Genomic DNA, 21,191 nt, shown 5'->3' on the forward strand with positions numbered 1-21,191 from the left:
CGTCGTCGAGCCGGGGGACCGCCGCGCCGTGCGTGCTAGGCTGCGCTACGCAAATTCGTGATCTGCCCCGCGTCGCATCCACGCACCGGACAACCCAGGCAGTATGGGGCCACTTCAGTGTTCATCGGTGTGTGTTGGGAGAAGCAACCGTGAAGACGAGGAAGAGCGCGCTGGCCGCTGTCTTGTGCGCGGCGCTCGTGCTGAGTGGGTGCGGCGGCAAGAGCGACCCCGGGCCGCTGTCCGCGATGGTCAGTCCGGCCATCCCGCCCACCGCTCAGGAGATCGGGAACCCGCTGCGCGGCCAATACGAGGAGGGCTTGAACCCCCTTTTCCCGCAAGGCAATCCCGCACAACAGCGGTACGCCGCCTGGCCCGCGTCCTATGACGCCAGCCTGCGGGTCTCGTGGCGGCAGTTGCAGCCCGTCGACCCGCGCACGCTGCCCCCCGACGCCCCCGACGACCGCAAGTTCGACTTCAGCGCGATCGACGACGCGTTGACGAAGGTCGGGAGCCGGAACATGCGGCTGGTGCTCGGCGTGTACGCGTACAAGTCCTGTTGCGGCGATTCCTACCCGGACAACACCAACATCGCGATTCCGGACTGGGCCCGGCCCGCGGCCACCAGCTATCCCGCGGCGCCGAACGCTTCGGCTCCCGGCGTCGCGCAGGTGGTGCCGAACTGGAACGACCCCGCGTACCTGAACGCCTTCGGGCAGCTGCTCGCCGCGCTGGGCCGCCGCTACGACGGCGACGAGCGCCTCAGTGTGTTCGAGTTCTCCGGCTACGGCGATTCCGGCAAGACCAGCCTCGCCTACGTGCGCGACGCGCTCGGCGCGCCGGGGCCCACGCCGGACGACAGCGTCTCGAAATTGGGGTACTACAGCCAGTTCCGCGATCAGAGCATCACCAAAGGGTCGATCGGGCAGCTGGTCGCCGCCAACGTCGCCGCGTTCGGCCACACGCAATTGGTGGTCACCGCCGACAACCCGGAAATCGTCCGCGAATTGTTCGCCGACGACGTGACGAAGAAGCTGCCCGCGCCGGTCGGCATCCGGGCGGATTGCCTTGGCGTGCAGTCGCCCATGCCGGAATGGGCCGAGTCCGGCGACTCGCACTACGTGCGGTTCAACGACGCCGTCGTCAATACGATCAAGCAGCGGTTCACCTCGGCGCTGGTGATCAGTCAGTGGTGCCGGATGCCGCACGGGACGGACCCGCGGTCGTACTACGAGAAGGCCCTGCACGACGTCGTGAGGTATCACGTCTCGATGACGTCGAGCGCCAACTTCCCCGACCGGGACTCGACGTCGGCGATGGACCCCAAGCTGTACCTCGTCTGGGCCAAGGCGAACACCTCCGCCGGCTACCGGTATTCGGTGGAGGCCAAGCCGGGATCCCAGTCCATCCAGGGCAAGGTGGCTTCCATCTCCGTCGTCTGGACCAACTACGGTTCCGCGGCGGCCACCGAGCACTGGGCGCCGGGCTACAAGCTCGTCGACTTCTCGGGCGCGGTGGTCCGGACCATCCCGGCGACGGTCAATCTCAAGACGCTGGTGCACGACGACTCCAGCCCGTCGCGCGAGGAGGCGGTGCCGGAGTCGTCCACCGAGTCGGTGCACGTGGACGTGACGGGCCTGGCGCCCGGGCACTACACGCTGCGCGCGTCGGTGGACTGGCAGCAGCACAAGCCGGGCGCCTCCCACGTGGTGAACTACGCGCCGATGGCGCTGGCCCGCGACGGGCGCGACGGCTCCGGACTCTATCCGATAGCCACCCTCGACATCGCGAGCGACGCGGCGTCGGCCACCGGTCAGTGACGCCCCGATGGGGCGGTCCCGGCGGGCGCCGGATGTTGTTCGTTCGCCCTGATCGGACGGGTCGTGCGTGATACGTTTTGCTGGCCATAGCCACCGTGACCTGCCCGGGTCCGAATGAACCCGCGATTCGCCATCCAGACCGTCGCCCGAGCGGCCAACCGTCCCCGCGCTGACCGTCGGGGTGGGACGGACGCCCATGTCGGAGGAGACCGTGCCGCGCAGCCTGGACCTGGTCGTCACCTCCGTTGCGACGCAGCTGATGGAGGCGACGGCGGCCTCGGCCGGCCTGGTCAGCGAGAAGGTGCTGGCGCAACTCGTCGAGCAGTTCGACGTGGACGCCAGCTTCTTGCGGTACCTCGACCCGCACACCCGCGCTTCCGCGTTGGTCGCCGAGTGGCCGGCGCGGACGGACGCCGCCGACCCGGATCCGAACGCGTTCGCCCAACTGGACATCGCCGAGTCGGTCCTCGCGCAGTGCGGGCACGGCCGGAAACCCGTGGTGATCCGGCCCGCGCAGTCCAAACGCTTTTTCCGGCGCCGGGCGGGCGCGACCAAGGTGGCCGCCTCCCCTTCGGTGGCCGCCGCACCGCTGGTGTCGGGCGAGACCACCACCGGGCTGCTCGGCTTCGTCAAGTTCGGCGCCCGCAAGTGGGAGCAAGACGAGATCAACACGCTCGAGGCGGTCGCCGCGCTGTTCGCGCAGGTGCAGGCCCGCATCGCGGCCGAGGAGAAGCTGCGCTACCTGGCCGAGCACGACGATCTGACCGGCCTTTACAACCGCCGCGCCCTGGTCGCGCACCTGACCGAACGGCTCGCGGCGGGCCGCCCCGGTCCCGTCGCCGTGATGTACCTCGACCTCGACCGGCTCAAGCCCATCAACGACTACCTCGGCCACACCGCCGGCGACTGGTTCATCCGGGTCTTCGCACAACGCATCCGGATCTGCGCCCCCAACAGCACGATCGCCCGACTGGGCGGTGACGAGTTCGTCGTCGTTCCCGACCAGTCGATGGCGCCGGACGCGGCGGAGTCGCTCGCCCGCCGCCTCTCCGCGATGCTGTGCGAGCGGCTGGCCATCGGCGGCCACGTGATCAGCCGCACCGTCAGCATCGGGCTGGCGGTGGGTGTCCCGGGCCGGGACAACTGCACCGACCTGCTCCGTCACGCCGACGAGGCGGCGCTGACGGCTAAACGGGCGGGCGGCAACCAGATCGCGGTGTCCACCGACGACATGTCCCTCAAACGCGCCTTCCGCAACGACATCGAACTGCACCTGCAAGGCGACATCGACAGCGACGCCCTGATGTTGCACTACCTGCCCGAGGTCGACCTGTCGACCGGCGCCATCGTGGGCGCCGAGGCGTTGGTGCGCTGGCGACACCCGGTCTGGGGCCTGCTGCTGCCGGACTCGTTCATCGGCATCGCCGAATCGACCAACCTGGCGATGGAGTTGGGCCGGTGGGTGATGCGCAGCGCGTGCGCCGATTTCAGCCGCTGGCAGGCCCACGGCGTCGGGCGCGGAGCCGTCATGCGGATCAACGTGTCGCCCATCCAGCTCATCACCCGAGGGTTCGTGCGGGACGTCGCCGGCACCATCGAGGAGTTCGGCATCGACGCCGGCTCGGTGTGCCTGGAGATCACCGAGCGCGCGGTGGTGCACGACATCGACACCACCCGAAAGACCTTGGCGGAGCTCAAGGAAGTCGGCGTTCAGCTGGCCATCGACGACTTCGGCACCGGGTATGCGGTGTTGTCGCATCTGAAATCCCTGCCGGTCGACATGCTCAAGATCGACACCGGGTTCGTCCGCGACCTGGGCAACGACGCCGGTGATTTGGCGATCGTGCGCGCGATCATCGGGCTGGCCGAGGCCTTCGGTCTGGAAGTCGTTGCCGAAGGCGTCGAAACGCCCGACGCCGCAATGATTTTGATCCAACACGGGTGTCGCAGGGCGCAGGGCTTCCTGTTGTCGCGCCCCGTCCCCGCGGATGCCATGGAAGCCCTGCTGTCCACGCGCTGGCTGCCGATGCCGTTTTTGGCCGACCGCAAGGCGCTGCCGACGGGCTCCGTCTAGCATCGCACCGATGGCCCGGACATTCGGCAAAGGCGTGGCGGTGATCGTCGCGTGCGCGGCGTTGGTGGTGAGCGGATGCGGGGGCCACGACGACCCCGATCCGTTGTCCCTCATGGCCGGCCCCGCCATACCGCCGAACGTGCAGGAGATGGCGAATCCGCTGCGCGGCCAATACGAAGACCTGATGATGCCACTCTTCCCGCAAGGCAATCCGGCCCAGCGGCGGTACCCGGCGTGGCCGGGCTCCTACGACGCCAGCTTGCGCGTGTCGTGGCGGCAACTGCAGCCCACCGACCCGAAGACCCTGCCCCCCGACGCCCCCGACGACCGCAAATTCGACTTCAGCGTCATCGATGACGCGCTGGCCGGGCTGGCCGGCCGCAACATGCGGCTCACGCTTCGCGTGTTCGCCTACAACTCCTGCTGCGATACCACCTATGCGAACAACACGAACATCGCGATTCCCGACTGGATGCGCTTCGCGTCCACCAGCTACACGGGGCCGCAACGATACTGGTGGACGCCCGGGGTGGCGCACGTGGTGCCGAACTGGAACGACCCCGCCTACCTGAACGCGTTCGGACAGCTCCTCGCCGCGCTGGGCCGCCGCTACGACGGCGACGAACGGCTCAGCGTTTTCGAGTTCTCCGGCTACGGGGACTTCAGCGAGAACCACATCGCCTATCTCCGGGACACGCTGGGCGCGCCGGGCCCCGCACCCGAGCAGAGCATCGCAAAGCTGGGTTACTACAGTCAGTTTCGCGATCAGAGCATCACCAAGGCGGCCATCGGGCAGCTTGTCGCGGCGAACGTGAGCGCCTTTCCGCACACCCGGCTGGTCACCACCGCGCTGAACCCGGAAATCGTGCGCGAGATGCTCGCCGACGACGTCACCAAGAAGCTGTCCGCGCCGGTGGGCATCCGTTCGGACTGTCTCGGCGTCTACGCGCCGCTGCCCGTCTGGGCGGAATCGGACGGCTCGTACTACGTGCACACCAAAGACCCGCTGGTCGGCCAGCTGAAAGAGCGGCTGGCCTCGGCGTTGGTGATCACCGAATGGTGCCAGCTGCCCGAGGGGACCAGCCCGCGGTCCTACTACGAGAAGGGCCTGCGCGACGTCGTGAAGTATCACGTGTCGATGACGTCGAGTTTCAATTTCCCGGCCGTGGATTCGACCACCCCGATGGAGCCGGCCCTGTACCTGCTGTGGGCGCAGGCCAACGTCGCGGCCGGCTACCGCTACTCGGTGGAAGCGCGGCCGGGGTCGCAATCGTTACGGGATCGCGTGGCGACGCTATCGGTGGTCTGGAGCAACTACGGCGCCGCGGGCGCGATCGAGAAGTGGGTGCCCAGCTACCAACTGGTGGATTTCTCGGGCGCGGTGGTCCGGACCTTGCCGACGGCCGTGGCCCTCGACAAACTGGTGCCGTCCCCCGACAGCTCCGGTAACCAGCCGGCCCCGGCGTCGTTCACCGAATCGGTGACCGTCGACCTGACGGGACTGGCGCCGGGGCACTACACGCTGCGCGCTCGCGTCGAGTGGCAGCAGCACAAGCCGGCCGCCTCGCACGTGGTGGACTATCCCCCCATGCGGCTGGCCCGCTCCGGCCGCGACGATTCCGGGGGGTACCCGCTGGCCACGCTCGACATCCCGCGCGACGCGCTGACCACCGCACCCGGCCAATGATCGCGCGCGCCAGCAAACGCTTCGATCGGGCGTCTGACAACTCATTGCGATCGCGCCTGTGCTGCATGGAGATGCTGCATAATGTGCTGCACCGAGCTTTGCGCGGCGGGTGCAAAGCAAATCAATTCGGCGCCATTCGCATGGCGCCGGCCCAGAGAGGTTAGTGGATGGATTTCCGCACCTTTGTCCGGACTCTGCTCACGCATTGGAAACTGGCCCTGGGGGCGTTGCTGGCGTGCACGATCGGTGCCGCGGCGGTCACGGCATTGCAGACCAAGCATTACCAGTCGTCGGCGACCATCCTCATCTCCTTCCCCGGTGCCACCGACCTCACCGAGTTGTACAACGGCACGCTGACCGCGCAGGAACGGTTGTCGTCCTACGCGCAGATCGCCGGCGGCCGGACGGTGGCGGAGCGCGCGGTCAATCAGCTGCAGGTCCCGATGAGCGCCGACGCGCTGGTGACCCAGACGCAGGTGAAATACACCGCCAAATCCCAGCTTTTCACGATCTCGGTCAAGGACACCGACCCGAACCGCGCCGCGGCGCTGGCGGGCGCGATGGCCGATCAGTTCGCCGCGCTGGTGCCGACCCTCGGCGCGACGACGGCCCCGAACGGCCGGCCCGTGCCGGTGACGCCCGGGGTACGGCCCGACACCGGCGAGCCGAATCCGCCCGGGCCCCAACCCTCGGAGACGCCCGGCCAGCCGACGGCCAAGCCCATGCCGGTGGCCAGGGCGAGGGTGGTGGAGGCGCCCCGGGTGCCCGATCACGCCGTGACTCCGGTGCCCGTGCGGAACATGGCGATGGGCTTCATCGCCGGGATCCTGCTGGCCATCGCGGTGGCGGTGGCCCGCGAGGCCAACGACCGCACGGTGCGCTCCCGGGAGAAGCTGGAACAGCTTTCGGGCCTGCCCACGCTGGCCGAGCTACCCGGCAGGCGCGGCAACACCCCGAGGTTCGGCGTCGACTCCGCGCTCGACGACGCCGTGCGGGGCTTGCGCGCCCGGCTGCTCAGGGCGGTGGGCCCCGAGGCGCGCCGGGTGCTGGTGACGGCGCCCTTCGGCGGGGAGGGCACCACGACCACGGCGCTGAACCTGTCGCTGGCGCTGGCCGAAATCGGTGAGGACGTCCTCCTGGTCGAAGGCGATACGCGCCGGCACGTGATCGCCGGCCTGCTGCGGGTCGAGTCGGGAGAGGGACTGGCCAACGCGCTGGCCAACCCCGACATCGCCGCGGAGGCCGTGAAGCCCACCCCCATCGCCAAGCTGTTCGTCCTCGCGTCGCGGTCCGCGCGGCGCGAAACCCCGCCCTGCAGCGCGTTTCTGCCCGAGGTGATCGACAGGGTGATGCTGGACCTGTCGTCGCGTTTCGACCGGATCGTGGTGGACGGGCCGCCGGTGCTGGCAACGGCCGACAGCGGCCTGCTGGCCGGCGCGGTGTCGGCCACCGTGCTGGTGGTGCGGGCCCGCCGGACCACCGTCGACGAGCTCAACGACGCGCTGACCGCGCTGCGCTCGGCCGGCGCTGACGTCGTCGGCACCGTGCTGACCGACGCCCGGCCGTCGCTGCACATCAGGGCCGCCGCCAAGACCTACCGGGCAAAGGTCAGCGGGCCGGCGTGATTCCCTACCTGCCCGGTCGCCCCCGCCTGGCGGTCGACGGTGTCCTGCTCGCGGTATTCCTGTTCGGCTGCTTCGTCTTTGGCGTGCTGGCGGTGCGGCGGACCACCGAGGGGGCGTTGCTGATCGCCGCGACCTTCTGCCTGGTTGTCTACTGGGTGAAGCGCGAGGGGCTGGCGGGAGTGACGCTGTTCCTGGCGTTCGCCGCGCTCCCCGCAGGTCTGCACGTCGGCAAAGTGATTGGGCCGGTGGCGATCTACGCGTACCAGGTGGTCGCGGTGCTGGCGATCTGTTACCTGATCCCGGTCGTGAGACCGCGGTCGAAGGACTTCTGGCTGCCGGCGATGTTCGCGCTCACCGTCCTGTACTTCACCGTCGTCGGGTTCCAGATGGGGCACGACGCGACGATGATCCTGCACGAGGCGACGACCTTGATCGAGATGGTCGTCGGGTTCGTGCTCGCGTTGCTGATCGTGTACGGCGGCTACCTGAAGTTCTGCATGCGCGTGATGGTCGTGACGCTCTGGTTTTCGGCGGGCATGGCGATTTTCAGCTCGTTGCATGCCATCCGGCTGGCCGGCCGGGCCGAGAGCCTGGAAGGGGCGACGGGCGCCGGTCAGGCCCTGCGGATCGTGCTGTCCACCCAGACGCCGGCCACCGCCGCGCTGACCGCACTGGTCGCCGCGTCGATCATCGGACGGGTCCGGCCCGCGACGTATCTCGCGTTCGGGCCGCCCGCGTTGGTCATTTCGCTGCTGGCCTTCTCCCGCAACACCCTGATCGCCGTGGCCGTGGGCGCGACGGTCGCCTTCTTCGCCAACTTCGGCTGGCGCGCGCTGCGCCGTTCGGCCATGGTCGCTGCGGTCAGCGCGGGCGTGGCCGCGCTGATCCTGCCGACATCGCTGTTCCTGCTGCAGCATTCGGAAGCGGGATCGTGGCTCAGCGATCAGTTCACCGCCTTCAACCAGCGGGTGTTCGGCGGGGTCTCGGTGAGCGCGCTCGAGACCGACGAATCGACCCTGGACAGGCTGCGGGAAGTCGCCCGACTCAACGCCGCGATCGCGCAGGCACCGGTGTTCGGCCACGGCCTGGGCTACGCCTACCAGCTGCCCTCCGGCAACGATCCGAAGGCCTTCGCCTGGACGCTGGGCCCCACCTACTCTCACCTGTTCTACCAATGGTGGCTGGCCAAGGCGGGGGCGGTGGGCATGGCGGCGTTCGCGTGGATCGCGCTGACACCGATCGTCGGGGCGCTGCGCTGCGCCACGGCGCCCGCGAAGATCAGCGCCGCGGTCTGCGCCGGTCTGCTGGCGATCTCCGCCGTGTGGCCGCTGCCCGAAATGCCCATGGACGCACTGGCGTTGGGGTTGGCGCTGGGAACGGCCATGGGCTTCGCCGGCCTGCGGCGCAGGAACTCCGAAGCGGGCCACGCGGGCGCCGACGGTGCGCCGGCGCCGGCCGCCGTGGCCGGCGGATGATCTCGGTCATTCACGTCGGGCCCGACATGTACAGCTTCGGCGGGACGCAGACGGTCATCCGGGTCATCCGCGACAACCGCATCGGCGCCGACGAGGTCCGCGTCCTGTCGACCTGGAACGGGCGGCACCACGCCAAGAACCTATGGCTCACGGCGCGCGCGGCGGCGGCGCTGGCCCGCGCCCCGCGCACGAACATCGTGCACTTCCACATGTCGAACGGCGGCGCCTGGTTGCGGGAAGGGCCGCTGATCCGATTCGCGAGGGCGCGCGGCTTCCGGGTCGTCGTCACGATCCACGGCTCCGACTTTCCCAAATTCTCCCGATCGCACCCCCGATTCGTGGGGGCCATCCTGACGCGGGCGGACCACATCATCGTCCTGTCGGAGGAGGCCCGCGCCGCCGTGAAGTGGGTTGCGCCGGCGGTGCCGGTGTCGGTGGTGGCCAACCCGGTCGCCATCGATCGGGACGCGCCGGGAGCCGGCTCGACACCGCCGGTCGTGCTGTTCGCGGGCACCATCGGTCGCCGCAAGGGTGTCGACACGCTCGTCGCGGCGTGGCGGCTGCTCCTCGCCGAGGGCATCGAAGGCCGTTGCCGCATAGTCGGTGTCGTTGACGACTACACCCCGCCGCCGACGGAGCGCATGACCGTCGAGCCGCCGGTCCATCCGGACGCGGTCCGTGACCTGCTGCGCTCGGTCCGGGTGGTGACGCTGCCTTCGTTCGCCGAGGGAATGCCGATGATCCTGACCGAGGCCCTCGCCGGCGGGCGACCGTTCGTGGCGACCCCCGTCGGGGGCACGGCCGAGATCGCTTCGGACCCCGGCATGCTCGTCCCCGTCGGCGACGCGCCCGCGCTGGCCGCGGCGATCGGGCGCTACCTGCGCGACGCCGACCTTGCCGAGCGCGACGGGCGGCGGGGTCAGGAACACATCGCGGCGACGCGGAGCCCACGTGTCATCGACGCCGAGCTGCGCCGGATCTACGAGGGCTGCAGTGTTGGAGCGCATTGAGCTCGCGGGACCGCGGCTGCGGGTGAGCGCGGTCGGCTTCGGATGCGGCGGCCTGATGCAGTCGCCGTCCCGCCGGGAACGGATGGCCGTGCTGGGTGCGGCCGTGGACAACGGCATCACGCACTTCGACACCGCACGCATGTACGGCCTCGGCATGGCGGAGGCGGAGCTGGGCGCGTTCCTGCGGACCGTCCCGCGCGACACCGTCACCGTCGCAACCAAATTCGGCATCGACGTCGGCGGCGTGGCCCGGCGCCTCGGCCGGTTTCAGGCTCCGGCGCGGGCCCTGCTGCGCAGGGCGCCGGCGTTGCGGCGCACCGTCAAGCGCCGGCAGGCGGCACCCGAGGCCGCGCGCGTGTACGACGCGGCAGGTGCGGCCCGCAGCCTCGACGAGAGCCTCGCGGCGCTGGGCGTCGACTACGTCGACATCCTGTTGGTGCACGGCCCGCGCCCGGGGGACACCGTGGCGAGCGGTGAACTGCGCCAATTCTTCGAAAGCGCCCGCCGGCAGGGCAAGATTCGCGCCTGGGGCGTATCGCAGGACGAGGGGCTCGACGTGGATTTCGCCGCGGCGTTCGCACCCGAGGGCGTGAGCCAGGTGCGCGCCGACCTGCTCAACCCGGCCCCGCGCCCCGCGGACCTCGCGTTCGGCGTGCTGCAACGGCCCTGCGCCACGCTCACCGCGGCGTTGCGGGCGGACGCGGGCTTGGCGGATCGCTGGCGCGAGGCACTGCAGAGTGATCCGCTCGCGCCCGGGTTCCTACCCAGGCTGATCCTCTCGGCGTCCACCGCCGCAACCGGTTGCCGCGCAATCCTTTACAGCAGCACCGACCCGCGACGGGTCGCCGAAGCCGCCGCCGCCGTTTCGGCACCACCCGACCCGGAGACCCTGGCCCGGTTCCTGGCCCTGGCGGCGGAGCTGCGCGGGGGTGCCGCCACGTGATCCGCGGGCCGCGGGACTTCGCCCCCAGCACGACGATCCGGACCGACGTCGTGGTCGTCGGGGCCGGCGCGATCGGCATCGCGACGGCGCTCGAACTCGCCCGGTCCGGTGTCCGGGTGGCGCTGATCGAAAGCGGATCGCAGCGCAAAGACCCCGCGGCCCAACAGCTGTCGACGCTCGGCTGCCAGCAGGACGACGATCTCCATGCGAGCGGCGACCTGATGGTCCGCCGGCAGGTGGGCGGGACCACCGCGCTCTGGGGCGGCCGCTGCGTCCCCTTCGATCCGATCGACTTCGAGGACCGGCCGCTCACCGCGCAGGCACCCTGGCCGATCGGGTACGCGGACGTCGAGCCGTACCTGCAACGGGCCTGCGCATGGGCGGCGTGCGGGCGGTCGGCGTTCAACGCCGGCGACATCCCGGAGCTCGCGCACCGACAGCTGGTCGCCGGACTCCCCGACGGTGGCGTGCGCACAACCGATCTCGAGCGCTGGGCCCTGCCGACGCGCTTCGGGAGCGAGTATCGGACCGCGCTGCGCGACGCCCCCTCGCTCACCCTGTGGACCGGCCTCACCTGCACCGAAATCGTGACGACGCCCGCCGGCGACGCCGTCGACCACCTCGTCGTCAAGACACTCGACGGCCGCGAGGGCAGCGTGGTCGCGGCCGACTACGTGGTCGCGGCCGGAGGTTTGGAGGCGACCCGCCTGCTGCTCGCGTCCGACCGCCACCACCCGGGGGGCCTGGGAAACGCGGGCGGTCACCTCGGGCGCTGGTACATGTCCCACGTCGAGGGCCGGGTCGCGCGGGTGCGGTTCGGCACCGATCGGGTCATCTACGGCTATGAGCGTGATGACGACGGGGTCTACGTGCGGCGACGATTCACCTTCGACCCGCGGCTGCAGCGCGCGGCGGAGATGCCGAATGCCGCTGTGTGGCTGGTCAATCCGCCGATCAGCGACCCGCGCCACGGCAGCGGGATCCTCTCCGGCGTGTACCTGACGCTGATCTCCCCGGTCGGCCGCTTCCTGCTCGCCGAGGCGATCCGGGTGAAGCACACCCAGACGGATGGCCGGCCGCAAATCCTTGCGCACCTGCGCAACATCGTGCGGGACCTGTTTCCGTCGCTGCGGTTCGCGCTCACCTTCTCCTATGCCCGGTTCCTCCGCAGGGGCCGCAAGGCGCCGGGCTTTTTCGTGCGCAGCGCCGACAATCGGTACCTGCTGCACTACCACGGCGAGCACCTCCCGCACTGGGAAAGCCGGGTGGAGCTCGCCGACGACCGCGACGCCCTGGGCATGCGCCGGATCCGCACCCATATCCACTTCTCCGAAGCCGACTACGGCAGCGTGCGCACGGCCATCGTCGCGATCGACGAGCACCTCCGCCGCCACGGCGCGGGCAGCGTGGAATGGCTGACCGACGACGTCGAGGGCGCGGTACGCGAGTTCCTGGCCGGCCACGCGGGCTACCACCAGGCCGGGACGACGCGCATGTCGCACACGCCGGACGGCGGTGTCGTGGACGCGAACCTACAGGTCCATGGCGTGCGGGCGTTGTACGTCGCCAGCACGTCCGTGCTGCCGACGTCGAGCCAGGCCAACCCGACGCTGGTGGGCATCGCGCTCGGCGTCCGGCTCGCCGAACGCCTCACGAAGGCCCGAACACCATGCGGCCGGGGCGATCCCAGGATCGCGTGACCGGATCAACGCCGGCCGGCCAGCACCTCGGCGATCACTTCCAGGAAGCGCTGCGCGACGATGTCGACATCGCAGTGCTGCGCGTAGTGGCGTGCGGCCTCGGCGCCGCGCTGCGCCGCGACGGACGGGTCGGCCAGCAGGTCGAAGGTGGCGGCGAGCCCGGCGACGTCGTCGACACCGATCGGGGGGCAGCCCGGTGGCTGGTATTCGGGCAGGCCGCCCGCGGTGGACACGATCGGCATGACCCCCAGCTGCATCGAGAGCACCTGCACGCCGCTTTGTGACGCCCGCCGGTAGTGGGAGATCGAGCCTTTCGCCGCGGCCAACGTCGGGATGACGTCGGCGTAGCGGTAGCTGCCGGTGCGCCAGCGCGTGTGTTTGGGCAGGGCGGTCGCGTCGAGCGGCCCGTCGCCGATGAGCACCAGGTTGTCGCCGCGCCAGCCGCCGCCCACGATGTGGCGCCGCCACGCCTCGAGGACGACGTCGACGTTCTTGTACGGGTTGAGCCGACCGAACATGACGAAGTCGTGGCGCCCGTCGGGCCCGACGAACGGTGGAACCCGTTGCGGGTCAATGTCACTGGCCAGCGGCACGACATGCACGGGTGTGCCGGCCACGTCGCGGCGCGTCGCGACGGCCGCCGCGACGTACCGGCTGTAGGTGATCGTGGCCGCCGAGCGGGCGCCCCAACGGTCGAACACCGCGCGTTCATAGGGGGGCACCCGTTCGCCGGGGTCGTGCGGCCGGTCGTCGTGCACCACCTGGATGCGGGGAACCCGGCCGGCCAGCGCGATCCAGCGCGGATCGCGGACGATCTCGGCGATCACGACGTCAGGCCGGTATCGGCGGATGCGGCGCCAGGCTTTCCAGGTGGGCGGCCAAGTCGCTGCCGTCTTGAACCGCGGGTCGAGCACCAACTCGTAATCGCGGGCGGCGTCCGACTCCGGGTGCCGGTCGGAGGTCACCAGCAACACGTCGGCGCCGCGCCGCAGCAGCCCCTCGGCCTGCACCCGCACCGCCGGTCGCGTCCAGGGTGAAAGCCAAAGCACCCGAGGCGATTTCATGGCTCGTTGCCGGCTTGCAGGAAGACGTCGGCGTCCGTCCACATCCTGGTCTCGAGCGCGCGTCGCGGCACGCCCTCGAGGAGTCCGGTGATGCGGGGCGAGGCGAGCAGCCGCCACAACAGCGGATTGATCTTCGCGCGCGTCCAGATGTGCAGCCCCATGCCCCCGAGCTGCCACCACCGCGTCTTGGAGGTGTGGAACGCCAGGCCGAATCGCTTTCCGATCAGCTCCAGCGTCGACCTCTGATAGAAGGTGATGTGCTGCCCGGTGGCGAACGCGTAATACATCCATTCCCCCGGAGGAGGGGGCGCGCCGTCGAAGAGTTCGGTCGTGAAGACGATGGTGTCGCTGCCCGTGGTCTCGAGCAACTCGGCAACGAACCCGACCGGGTCGGTGAGATGCTCCATCACCTCGAAGGCGGTGACGACCGTGTACGGCGGTCCGGGCCCCGCGGCCGCCTCGAATCCCTGCGCGGTCAGGTTGGGGGAGTGCTTGTCGGCCCAGTAGTAGTCGAAGCCGATGTCCCGCATCAGCCGGGTGAAGACGCCATAGCCGCCGGCCGCGTCGAGAAACCGGCCGCGGTGATCGAAGAGGAAGTACAGCAGCACCGACATCGCGCGCGCCAGATACTGATTGCGCCACAGCATGGTGGTGTCCGCGGCCGCGATCGGGCTGGCGTAGGCCTCGTCCAGCCAATACGGATCCTCGGTCTGCAGCCCGCCGCAATTGTCGCAGAAGTAGTATTTGCAGTCGTATTTGGCGAGAACTTGATGGGTGAACGCCAGACTGGTGGCCGAACTGCAGATGCGGCACAGCACGACTATCAAATCCTCCCGAGCATGTCCCGCGCCCCTTGAAGCACACACCGGGACAATGGAGAACCTACGGCACGCCCGACGCGGCGGGCAAGCCAATCGGCGCCCAATTTCGGCACGGACCGCCGTTGTGCACCACCGCTATTCACCAACACGGGGGATGAGCGGCCGTTGCCGTGATATTTTGAGGCTCCAATGGCCAGAAGCGCTACACCGCCGCCGAAAGAAACGCTCCGGCAGAAGATCCGGCGCATCCTCGGCAGTGACACGCGGGACCAACTCAAAGATCTCGTCCTTTTCGATCATTCCCAGTCATTGAAGGCCAACCATCCCAACCCGCTCAACCGCGCGGGCAAGAAATGCTTTTCGGCGACCGACGAGGACGGGATCACGCTGGAGATCCTGCGCCGCATCGGGCGCCTCGACGACGGCGTTTACGCCGAGTTCGGTGTCGGCGACGGCACGGAGAACAACACGCTGATCCTCGCCGCGCTGGGCTGGAAGGGCTTCTGGGTCGGGGGTCAGGACCTGGCCGTCACCGTCGAGGACCACCCGCGGTTCACCTACGAGAAGGCGTGGGTCACCGCGGAGAACATCCTTGCGCTGACCCGGTCCTGCCTGCAGCGGATCGACGCCACCCGGGTCGACGTGATCTCGCTCGACCTGGACGGCAACGACATCTACCTGGTGGACAAACTCCTGTCGGACGGTTTCCGGCCCACGCTGTTCATCGTCGAGTACAACGGCAAGTTCCCGCCGCCGGTGAAATTCCAGATCGCTTATGACCCCGGCCATGTGTGGCAATCCGACGACTACTTCGGCGCGTCGCTGAGCAGTTACGCCGCGCTGTTCGACCGGTTCGGTTACCGCCTGGTGTGCTGCAACTCCCACTCCGGCTCGGACGCGTTCTTCGTCGACGCGGCGCTGTCCGAGCACTTCGCGGACGTGCCGACCGAGATCGACGAGATCTACGTGGAGCCCCGGTACTTCCTCTACGGCGGATTCGGTCAGCACAAGACGTCCCCCCGCACGGTGGCCAGGATCCTGCGGGGCCCCGCGAGGTAGGGCGGCCGCGAAAGCCGCCGTCGCGGTGGCGTGTTCACAGCACCGCGTTGATCGCGTCGAGGTACGCGTCGGTCATCGCCTCCACCGTGTAGTGCTTGCGCATTCGCTCGTAGCCGCGTCGACCGACCGACGGTAGTGCGTCCGGGTCCGCCAGGATCCCGGCCAGGCTGTCCCGCCAGCCCGCTACCGAAACGGGCTCGACCAGAAATCCCGCCCTGCCGAAGTCGAGCATTTCCGGTACGGCGCAAATCGACGACGCCGCAACGGGAACCGCACGGGCCATCGCCTCGAGGATCACCAGCGGGAACGCCTCGGAGCGGCTCGGAACGCACAGCAGGTCCGCGTCCGCCAACGCGGGCCCCGGGCCGGCCGACCAGCCTCGCCAGCGCACCCGATCGCGCAAGCCGGTGGGCGTCCGCGCCTGCAGCGCCTCGCGATCCGGCCCGTCGCCGAAAATCGATAAGCGCCAGGGCATATCGGGAAGGCCGCCGAGCGCCTCGATCAGCAGGTGCGGGTTCTTGTGCTCCACGATGCGCGAAAGCATGACCAGATGCAGCGGCGCGCCGGGGGGCCGGACCCGGGCGGGCGGGTCACCGGCCAGGGCGACGCCGTTCGGCGCGACGAATCGCCGTCCCCGGAGCCGGTGCTGGGCGATCAGCATGTCCCAATGTCGCTGCGCCAGCACGACGATCCCGTCGGCCCGGCGCATGGCGGCGGTCAGCGCACGCGAGTAGATGGGCCGGTCCTCCTCGGGGGGGACATGCGGAGCGACCAACCAGCGCCGGCCGGCACCGGCCGCCCGCCACAGCGTGGCGAATCCAGCCTCGGTGTTGGTGTCGGCGGTGATGAGCACCGCGGGTCCGTCGGGGATGTCGACGACCGGCGCCCACCAGGGCTGGCGCACCACCCGCACACCGTCCGGAATCTCGGTGACCATCGGCCCGAACCGCTGCACGCAGACGATGGTGACCGGATACCCGCGGCGCGCCAATTCCGTTGCCAACAGCGCTTTTTGCCGCTCGGCGCCACCGTAGACCAGGCGGTTGGTGGTGATCACGATGGCGGGCAGGCCGGTGCGCCGGCCGGCGCGCCTGCCGCGGTGCAACAGCGTGGTGGCGGCCAGATAGGCGTCCGCATGGTGCACGCTGTGTTGGTGTTCCAGCAGCAGCGCGGTGTTGGCGCGCTCCAGGTCGCGCTCGCGGCGGCGCCGGGCGGGTGTGGCGTCCCGGTGGTCGAGCCCGGTGCGGTCGACGCCCAATTCGTCGGCCAGTAGCAGCCGCCAGCCCGCGGCGCGGGCCCGCGCCTGCCAGTCGGCCGTCGCGCCGAAACGGATGAATTCTTCGTCGAGGCCACCGATGGCGTTCCACGCCGCGCGGCTGATCGCCAGGCAGGCGGGGTTCAGATCGCCGTCGATGGGCCGCGATTCGGCGGGCCGGCGGGCGTAGCGGCGCGCGAGCGGCGAGCCGCGTCGCCCGCACGGCGTACCCGTGGCCAGCTCGCGCAGCAGCGTCCGGGGGCGGGTGGCGGTGTCCCACGGCGCCCAGCCGGGTGCGGTGTCGTCCCGCGCCATCGGCGCGACCGCGGCCACGCGGGGCCGGCGCAGCAACTCCCTGGTGCGGGTCAACGGCCCCAGCGGTCGCGCCCCGACGTCGAGGAGCAGCAGGTCGGCGTCGCTCGGGGCGTGTTCCGCGAGCGCGTTAAAGGCCTCGGCGAAGCCCATTTTCACCGTTCCGCCGATCCAGCGGACCCCCGGGTACCGGGCGGCGATCTCCGGATGGTCACGTTGGACGTGGACGTAGACGGGCAGCCCGGGCAGGTGTTCGGAGACGCCGGCAAGGCACGCCTCGAGCGCGTCGCGGCCGCGGTCGGAGACGATCAGCACCGCAAGCGGTCGGTTCGCGGGCAGTGCCGTCGCCTCGCCGACCGGGCCCTTCAGATATTGCCGGTCCAACTCACGCTTCATGCGGCCAACTGGTTCCGGCGCAGGGCGGCCAGGTCCGACCGGCGGAGCGGACCCGCCGCCGCGCTCGTGGCCAGGTAGGCGACGGCGGCCACCGCCAGGATGAGCACCACGTGGTGACCCCAAAACAGCAGCGTCACCGCAACACTGGCCGCGGTCGGGATCAGCACCCACAGCAAGAACATCACCGGCGTACGGTAACCGCAGTGCCGGCGCAGCCACCAGCTGCTGAACACCATGTTGAAGAACTCCGTGCACACCAGCGCGATGCCGGGGCCGACGGCACCCAGGCGCCCGGCGAGGGCGACATTGAGCGCGATGTTGAGCACCAGGGTGGCAACGGTCAACCAGAGCAGGACGCGCTGATGATGGCTGGCGACCAAGCCCTGGCCCAGGGTGCCGCTGACGAAGCGCAGCGCGGCCGCGACGAACAGCAACGCCAGCGTCGGCGTCCCGCGGGCCACGAAGGCCTGGTCGCCGAACAATCCGATCAACGGCCCGGCCAGCAGCGCACCGACGACCGCGACCGGGACCGCCACGAAGTACATCAACTCCACGCTGCGGCGCAGGAACCCGGCGAAGGCGGCGACGTCACGCGCGAAGAGCTCGGTGGCCGTCGACAGCGTCGACTTGAGAAAGACCAGCGACACCACGATGGTGTTGAACGCGACCGTGAAGGCCAACCCGTAGACACCCACCTCGGCGTGCGTGCTCAGCAGGGACAGGATCACCCCGTCGGCGCGGCAGTACAGGAGCCCGACGACCAGAAACCCCATCAGCGGCAGGCTTTCCCGCAACAGGTCGGCGGCCTCGCGTGGCGCGAAGACCGGTCGCACCGAGATCTGTCGCATCGCCGCGGCGCCCTGGATCAGCAACTGCAGGGCGGGCGGGATGAGTTGGGCGACAGCGAACCAGATGACGCCCGCCCGCGTGGCGACCAGGAAGGCGACCATGCCCAGCGCGCCCAGCCGCCCGGCGACGTCGGAGATGGCCACCGCGGAGAACCGCACGGTGGCAAGGAACACCGGCTCGAAGCGCGTCGTCATGGTCTGCATCAGCAGCGCGCCCGACAGCACCACGAGCATCACCCGCACGTCGGTGTCGCGATAGACGAGCAAGCCCGACCCGGCCGCCAACAGCGCGAGCGGAACGCAGTAGATCAGCGCCATGCCGCTGTTCACGCGCACCAGGCGCTCGAGGTCGCCCTGGCCGGAGGTCACGCGGCGCACGATCACGGTGGCGATCCCGAGATCGGCGAGGCTGGTCCACATGGCGATGAACAGCACCGCGATGGACAGTTGGCCGTAGCGCCCCGGACCCAGGTAGCGCGCGGTCATCGCGACCGACACCACCGAGGCCAGCATTCCCAGTGCGCGGCAGATCAGTTGGATCGAGAAGGCGTGAGCCATCCGGGAGAGCGGCACCGACGGGACGACCGCCTCGGGCGTCGTCGGCTCGGTCATGACTCCCTAGTATGCGCCGTGACTGGTGAGAACGGCCTTAATCGTCTTGGCGATGATCATGAGATCGCCCGACATCGACCAGTTGTCGACGTAGGACAGGTCCAACCGCACCGACTCTTCCCACGAGAGGTCCGATCGGCCGCTCACCTGCCACAGCCCGCTGACGCCCGGTTTCACCAGCAGTCGCCGCTTGACGTCGCCGTCGTAGGTTTCGACCTCCCGGCGCAACGGGGGTCGCGGCCCCACCACGCTCATGTCGCCCTTGAGGACGTTGATGAACTGTGGGAGCTCGTCGATGCTGAACCTGCGCAGGATCTTGCCGACGGGAGTGACCCGCGGGTCTTCGCGCATCTTGAACAGCACGCCGCCGGCGCCCTCGTTCAGCGCCAGCAGATGGTCGATCTGGGCGTCGGCACCGTCGACCATGGTCCGGAACTTCAGCATCCGAAACGGCTTGCCGTCGATGCCGATCCGTTCGGACGGGTAGAACACCGGACCCTTGCTGGTGAGTTTGACGGCGACGGCGGCCGCGATCAGGATGGGCGCCGTGCCGATGAGGGCTGCCAGGGAGAACAGGAAATCGAAAACCTGCTTCTGAAAGCGTTGCGTGCCTTCGTATTGCGGCTTCTCCACGTGCAGCAGGGGCATGCCCGCGGTCGGTCGCAGGGTAAGGCGGGCCTCCGCGACGTCCATCACCCCCGGCGACACGACGACGTCGACGTCCATCGTCTCCAACTGCCACATCAGCTCGCGGATCCCATGCATCCCAAAGTGATCCGTCTGCGTGACCGCCACGGTGTCCGCGCCGCAGCGCTGAATCGCGGGCACCGCGTCGGTGACGTCACCGAGGATCGGCACCGCGCGGCCGCCGATCGTCAGGGCATTGCCCCGCGGCGGCCCGTAGCCCGGGATGCACACGCCCACCACGACGTAACCGTCCAGCGGGTTGCGGGCCAGCTCGTGGGCGAGGTGGGAAACCGCCTGCCGGTCTCCGATCGCCAGGACCGACGTCTGGCACTGGCCCTGCGCTCGCCGCTGGCCGATGTGCTTGCGCCACAGGCTGCGGCTGGCCAGCAGGCCCATCGTCCCGACGGGAAGGGCGATCGCGAGATAACCGCGGGCCAGGTCGACCTTGGCCAGCAGGGTCACCATCGCGATGATTCCGAACGTCCAGAATGACGCGCTGCCGATCCGCCGGTACTCGTCGATGCCGGCGCCGATGACCCGCGGTGAGCGCGTTTGAAACACCGCCAGCGCCGAGAGCCACAGCGCCGCGAACAGGAAGGAGAACAGGGTCATCACCGCGTCCGGGTAACCCGAGGTGTTCGAGATTTCGCCGAACCGGACGTACTGCGCGAGCAAGATCGACGCGCAGACGATCACCGAGTCACTGACGCGCAGGTGCTGCGAATACCGGTGCTGCCAGCGCCTGCCGGCGCTTCCGGCGGGGGCAGGCGCCGGGGCGGGGGGCACCGGCAAGGCGGCGGGCCGGTGCTGCGGCAACGACGCCATGGCGGCCGGCTTCCGCTTCCGGGGCCCCGGTTCGGCGTGCACGACGTCCACCAATTGCCGGGTGGTCAACGGGTTAGACATGACGTTGCCCTCTCGATCGGCGTGAAGCTCGGCGTTCGCGAGGGCCAACTGGCGTCCTGCTCGGAGATCACCGTGACCGGCAGCGGCCACACGATGCCGAATTCCGGGTCGTTCCAGTGGAATCCCTGCTCGTCGGAAGGCGCGGATGCGCCGCTGACCTGGTAGCTGACTTCGGTGTTGTCGACCAGGGTCTGGAAGCCGTGCGCGACGAACGGTGGCAGGAACAGCGCCCGGTAGTTGTCCGCGCTCAACTCCACCATCGCGTGGTCGCCGTAGGTCTGCGAGCCGGGACGGATGTCCACGGCCACGGCGGCGATGGCTCCGCGGGTGCAGCGGACCAGCTGGGTTTGGGCGTATGGCGGCACCCGGTGGTGCAGGCCCCGCACCGTGCCCCGGGTGTAGTTGAAGAAGATGTTCGTCTGGGTGACGTCGAAAGCCAGCCCGCGACTGGCAAATTCGTCGGCGCAGAAGGATCGGGAAGAGAAGCCGCGATGGTCGCATTGCGGTTCGAGGTCGATGATCGTCACGCCGGCGACCTGGGTGGGCGTGTACTTCACGTACCGCTCCTTTCCGCGCCGGGCGCGCCCATGGATTCGTGTGGGTTCATGTGCCGGCCTACGCGTATCCGCCCGACGGCGGGCGCGTCATCACGGTCGGGATGACCCCGTAGCGGGGTCCGAGGTTCTTACCCGACGCGGCGGCCAGACGGGGCAGCGAGCCCATGATGCTGGGCGGCGTGTTGGCGCCGGCCAGGCTGATGGTGGGCAACGCGGACGCCGCGCTGTGCGCCGCCGGGATCACGCTGGTCCAGCTGGCCGGCACCGCCAGCGGGCCGAGGGAGGCCGCGCTGCCCAGGCTGCCGACGACGCCCGAGCCGAGCGAGCCGAGCGCGCCCGCGCC

Annotated in this window: 16 protein-coding genes; 9 read left to right on the forward strand and 7 right to left on the reverse strand. The window is 69.7% G+C overall.

Translation table 11 applies throughout. The features are described 5' to 3' along the window. The first annotated feature begins 149 nt into the window (after window positions 1-149). The 8 genes from HMPREF0591_RS12345 to HMPREF0591_RS12380 all read left to right on the forward strand — a co-directional run bounded on the left by HMPREF0591_RS12345 (window position 150) and on the right by HMPREF0591_RS12380 (window position 12,331). Window positions 150-1,817: a hypothetical protein gene (locus HMPREF0591_RS12345; protein WP_007168892.1), complete on the forward strand. Its 1,668-nt coding sequence runs from the start codon at window positions 150-152 to the stop codon at window positions 1,815-1,817. A gap of 211 nt (window positions 1,818-2,028) precedes the next feature. Beyond that, entirely contained in the window at window positions 2,029-3,891 is a 1,863-nt protein-coding gene (locus tag HMPREF0591_RS12350; RefSeq protein WP_040622759.1) for a putative bifunctional diguanylate cyclase/phosphodiesterase, read from the forward strand. Between the two features lie 10 nt (window positions 3,892-3,901). After that, complete coding sequence (locus tag HMPREF0591_RS12355) at window positions 3,902-5,578, forward strand: hypothetical protein (protein WP_007168894.1); 1,677 nt, start codon at window positions 3,902-3,904, stop codon at window positions 5,576-5,578. 167 nt (window positions 5,579-5,745) lie between these two features. Beyond that, a complete protein-coding gene (locus HMPREF0591_RS12360; protein ID WP_007168895.1) occupies window positions 5,746-7,203 on the forward strand; it encodes a tyrosine-protein kinase domain-containing protein in 1,458 nt (485 codons plus the stop codon). After that, window positions 7,200-8,678, forward strand: coding sequence for an O-antigen ligase family protein (locus HMPREF0591_RS12365; RefSeq protein ID WP_007168896.1), 1,479 nt, complete (start codon window positions 7,200-7,202; stop codon window positions 8,676-8,678). The genes HMPREF0591_RS12360 and HMPREF0591_RS12365 overlap by 4 nt, the downstream gene beginning before the upstream one ends. Beyond that, on the forward strand, window positions 8,675-9,688 hold the full coding sequence (locus tag HMPREF0591_RS12370) for a glycosyltransferase family 4 protein (protein ID WP_007168897.1): 1,014 nt from the start codon (window positions 8,675-8,677) through the stop codon (window positions 9,686-9,688). The genes HMPREF0591_RS12365 and HMPREF0591_RS12370 overlap by 4 nt, the downstream gene beginning before the upstream one ends. A gap of 16 nt (window positions 9,689-9,704) precedes the next feature. Further along, window positions 9,705-10,631: an aldo/keto reductase gene (locus HMPREF0591_RS12375; protein WP_040622765.1), complete on the forward strand. Its 927-nt coding sequence runs from the start codon at window positions 9,705-9,707 to the stop codon at window positions 10,629-10,631. After that, window positions 10,628-12,331 (forward strand): FAD-dependent oxidoreductase, encoded by a 1,704-nt coding sequence (locus HMPREF0591_RS12380; RefSeq protein ID WP_007168899.1) that lies wholly within the window; start codon window positions 10,628-10,630, stop codon window positions 12,329-12,331. Before HMPREF0591_RS12375 ends, HMPREF0591_RS12380 begins: the two co-directional genes overlap by 4 nt. Window positions 12,332-12,336: 5 nt before the next feature. Here HMPREF0591_RS12380 and HMPREF0591_RS12385 read toward each other — a convergent pair whose 3' ends face one another. Both HMPREF0591_RS12385 and HMPREF0591_RS12390 read right to left on the reverse strand, forming a co-directional pair. Continuing rightward, a complete protein-coding gene (locus HMPREF0591_RS12385) occupies window positions 12,337-13,380 on the reverse strand; it encodes a glycosyltransferase family 4 protein (RefSeq protein WP_040622412.1) in 1,044 nt (347 codons plus the stop codon). An 11-nt stretch (window positions 13,381-13,391) separates the two neighbouring features. After that, window positions 13,392-14,213: a class I SAM-dependent methyltransferase gene (locus HMPREF0591_RS12390; protein WP_040622414.1), complete on the reverse strand. Its 822-nt coding sequence runs from the start codon at window positions 14,211-14,213 to the stop codon at window positions 13,392-13,394. Window positions 14,214-14,405: 192 nt separating this feature from the next. Here HMPREF0591_RS12390 and HMPREF0591_RS12395 point away from each other — a divergent pair, with 192 nt between their 5' ends. Beyond that, entirely contained in the window at window positions 14,406-15,275 is an 870-nt protein-coding gene (locus HMPREF0591_RS12395; RefSeq protein WP_007168902.1) for a hypothetical protein, read from the forward strand. Window positions 15,276-15,309: 34 nt separating this feature from the next. On the opposite strand, the gene HMPREF0591_RS12400 is transcribed toward HMPREF0591_RS12395, so the two are convergent. The 5 genes from HMPREF0591_RS12400 to HMPREF0591_RS12420 all read right to left on the reverse strand — a co-directional run. Further along, window positions 15,310-17,238 (reverse strand): glycosyltransferase, encoded by a 1,929-nt coding sequence (locus HMPREF0591_RS12400; RefSeq protein ID WP_007168903.1) that lies wholly within the window; start codon window positions 17,236-17,238, stop codon window positions 15,310-15,312. Continuing rightward, window positions 17,235-18,698, reverse strand: coding sequence for an oligosaccharide flippase family protein (locus HMPREF0591_RS12405; protein ID WP_007168904.1), 1,464 nt, complete (start codon window positions 18,696-18,698; stop codon window positions 17,235-17,237). Before HMPREF0591_RS12405 ends, HMPREF0591_RS12400 begins: the two co-directional genes overlap by 4 nt. A gap of 6 nt (window positions 18,699-18,704) precedes the next feature. Beyond that, a complete protein-coding gene (locus tag HMPREF0591_RS12410; protein ID WP_167310148.1) occupies window positions 18,705-20,210 on the reverse strand; it encodes a sugar transferase in 1,506 nt (501 codons plus the stop codon). Between the two features lie 65 nt (window positions 20,211-20,275). Next, window positions 20,276-20,848, reverse strand: coding sequence for a dTDP-4-dehydrorhamnose 3,5-epimerase family protein (locus HMPREF0591_RS12415; protein ID WP_007168906.1), 573 nt, complete (start codon window positions 20,846-20,848; stop codon window positions 20,276-20,278). A gap of 58 nt (window positions 20,849-20,906) precedes the next feature. After that, window positions 20,907-21,191: PE/PPE C-terminal domain-containing protein (locus HMPREF0591_RS12420; protein WP_007168907.1), on the reverse strand; the 285-nt coding region annotated here is incomplete at its 5' end.

Source organism: Mycobacterium parascrofulaceum ATCC BAA-614, assembly GCF_000164135.1.
Classification (GTDB): Bacteria; Actinomycetota; Actinomycetes; order Mycobacteriales; family Mycobacteriaceae; genus Mycobacterium; species Mycobacterium parascrofulaceum.

Coding starts and splice junctions, on each gene's coding strand:
- HMPREF0591_RS12410 (WP_167310148.1), bottom strand. CDS start 20,210: ATGGCGTCGTTGCCGCAGCACCGGCCCGCCGCCTTGCCGGTGCCCCCC.
- HMPREF0591_RS12370 (WP_007168897.1), top strand. CDS start 8,675: ATGATCTCGGTCATTCACGTCGGGCCCGACATGTACAGCTTCGGCGGG.
- HMPREF0591_RS12405 (WP_007168904.1), bottom strand. CDS start 18,698: ATGACCGAGCCGACGACGCCCGAGGCGGTCGTCCCGTCGGTGCCGCTC.
- HMPREF0591_RS12400 (WP_007168903.1), bottom strand. CDS start 17,238: ATGAAGCGTGAGTTGGACCGGCAATATCTGAAGGGCCCGGTCGGCGAG.
- HMPREF0591_RS12360 (WP_007168895.1), top strand. CDS start 5,746: ATGGATTTCCGCACCTTTGTCCGGACTCTGCTCACGCATTGGAAACTG.
- HMPREF0591_RS12355 (WP_007168894.1), top strand. CDS start 3,902: ATGGCCCGGACATTCGGCAAAGGCGTGGCGGTGATCGTCGCGTGCGCG.
- HMPREF0591_RS12395 (WP_007168902.1), top strand. CDS start 14,406: ATGGCCAGAAGCGCTACACCGCCGCCGAAAGAAACGCTCCGGCAGAAG.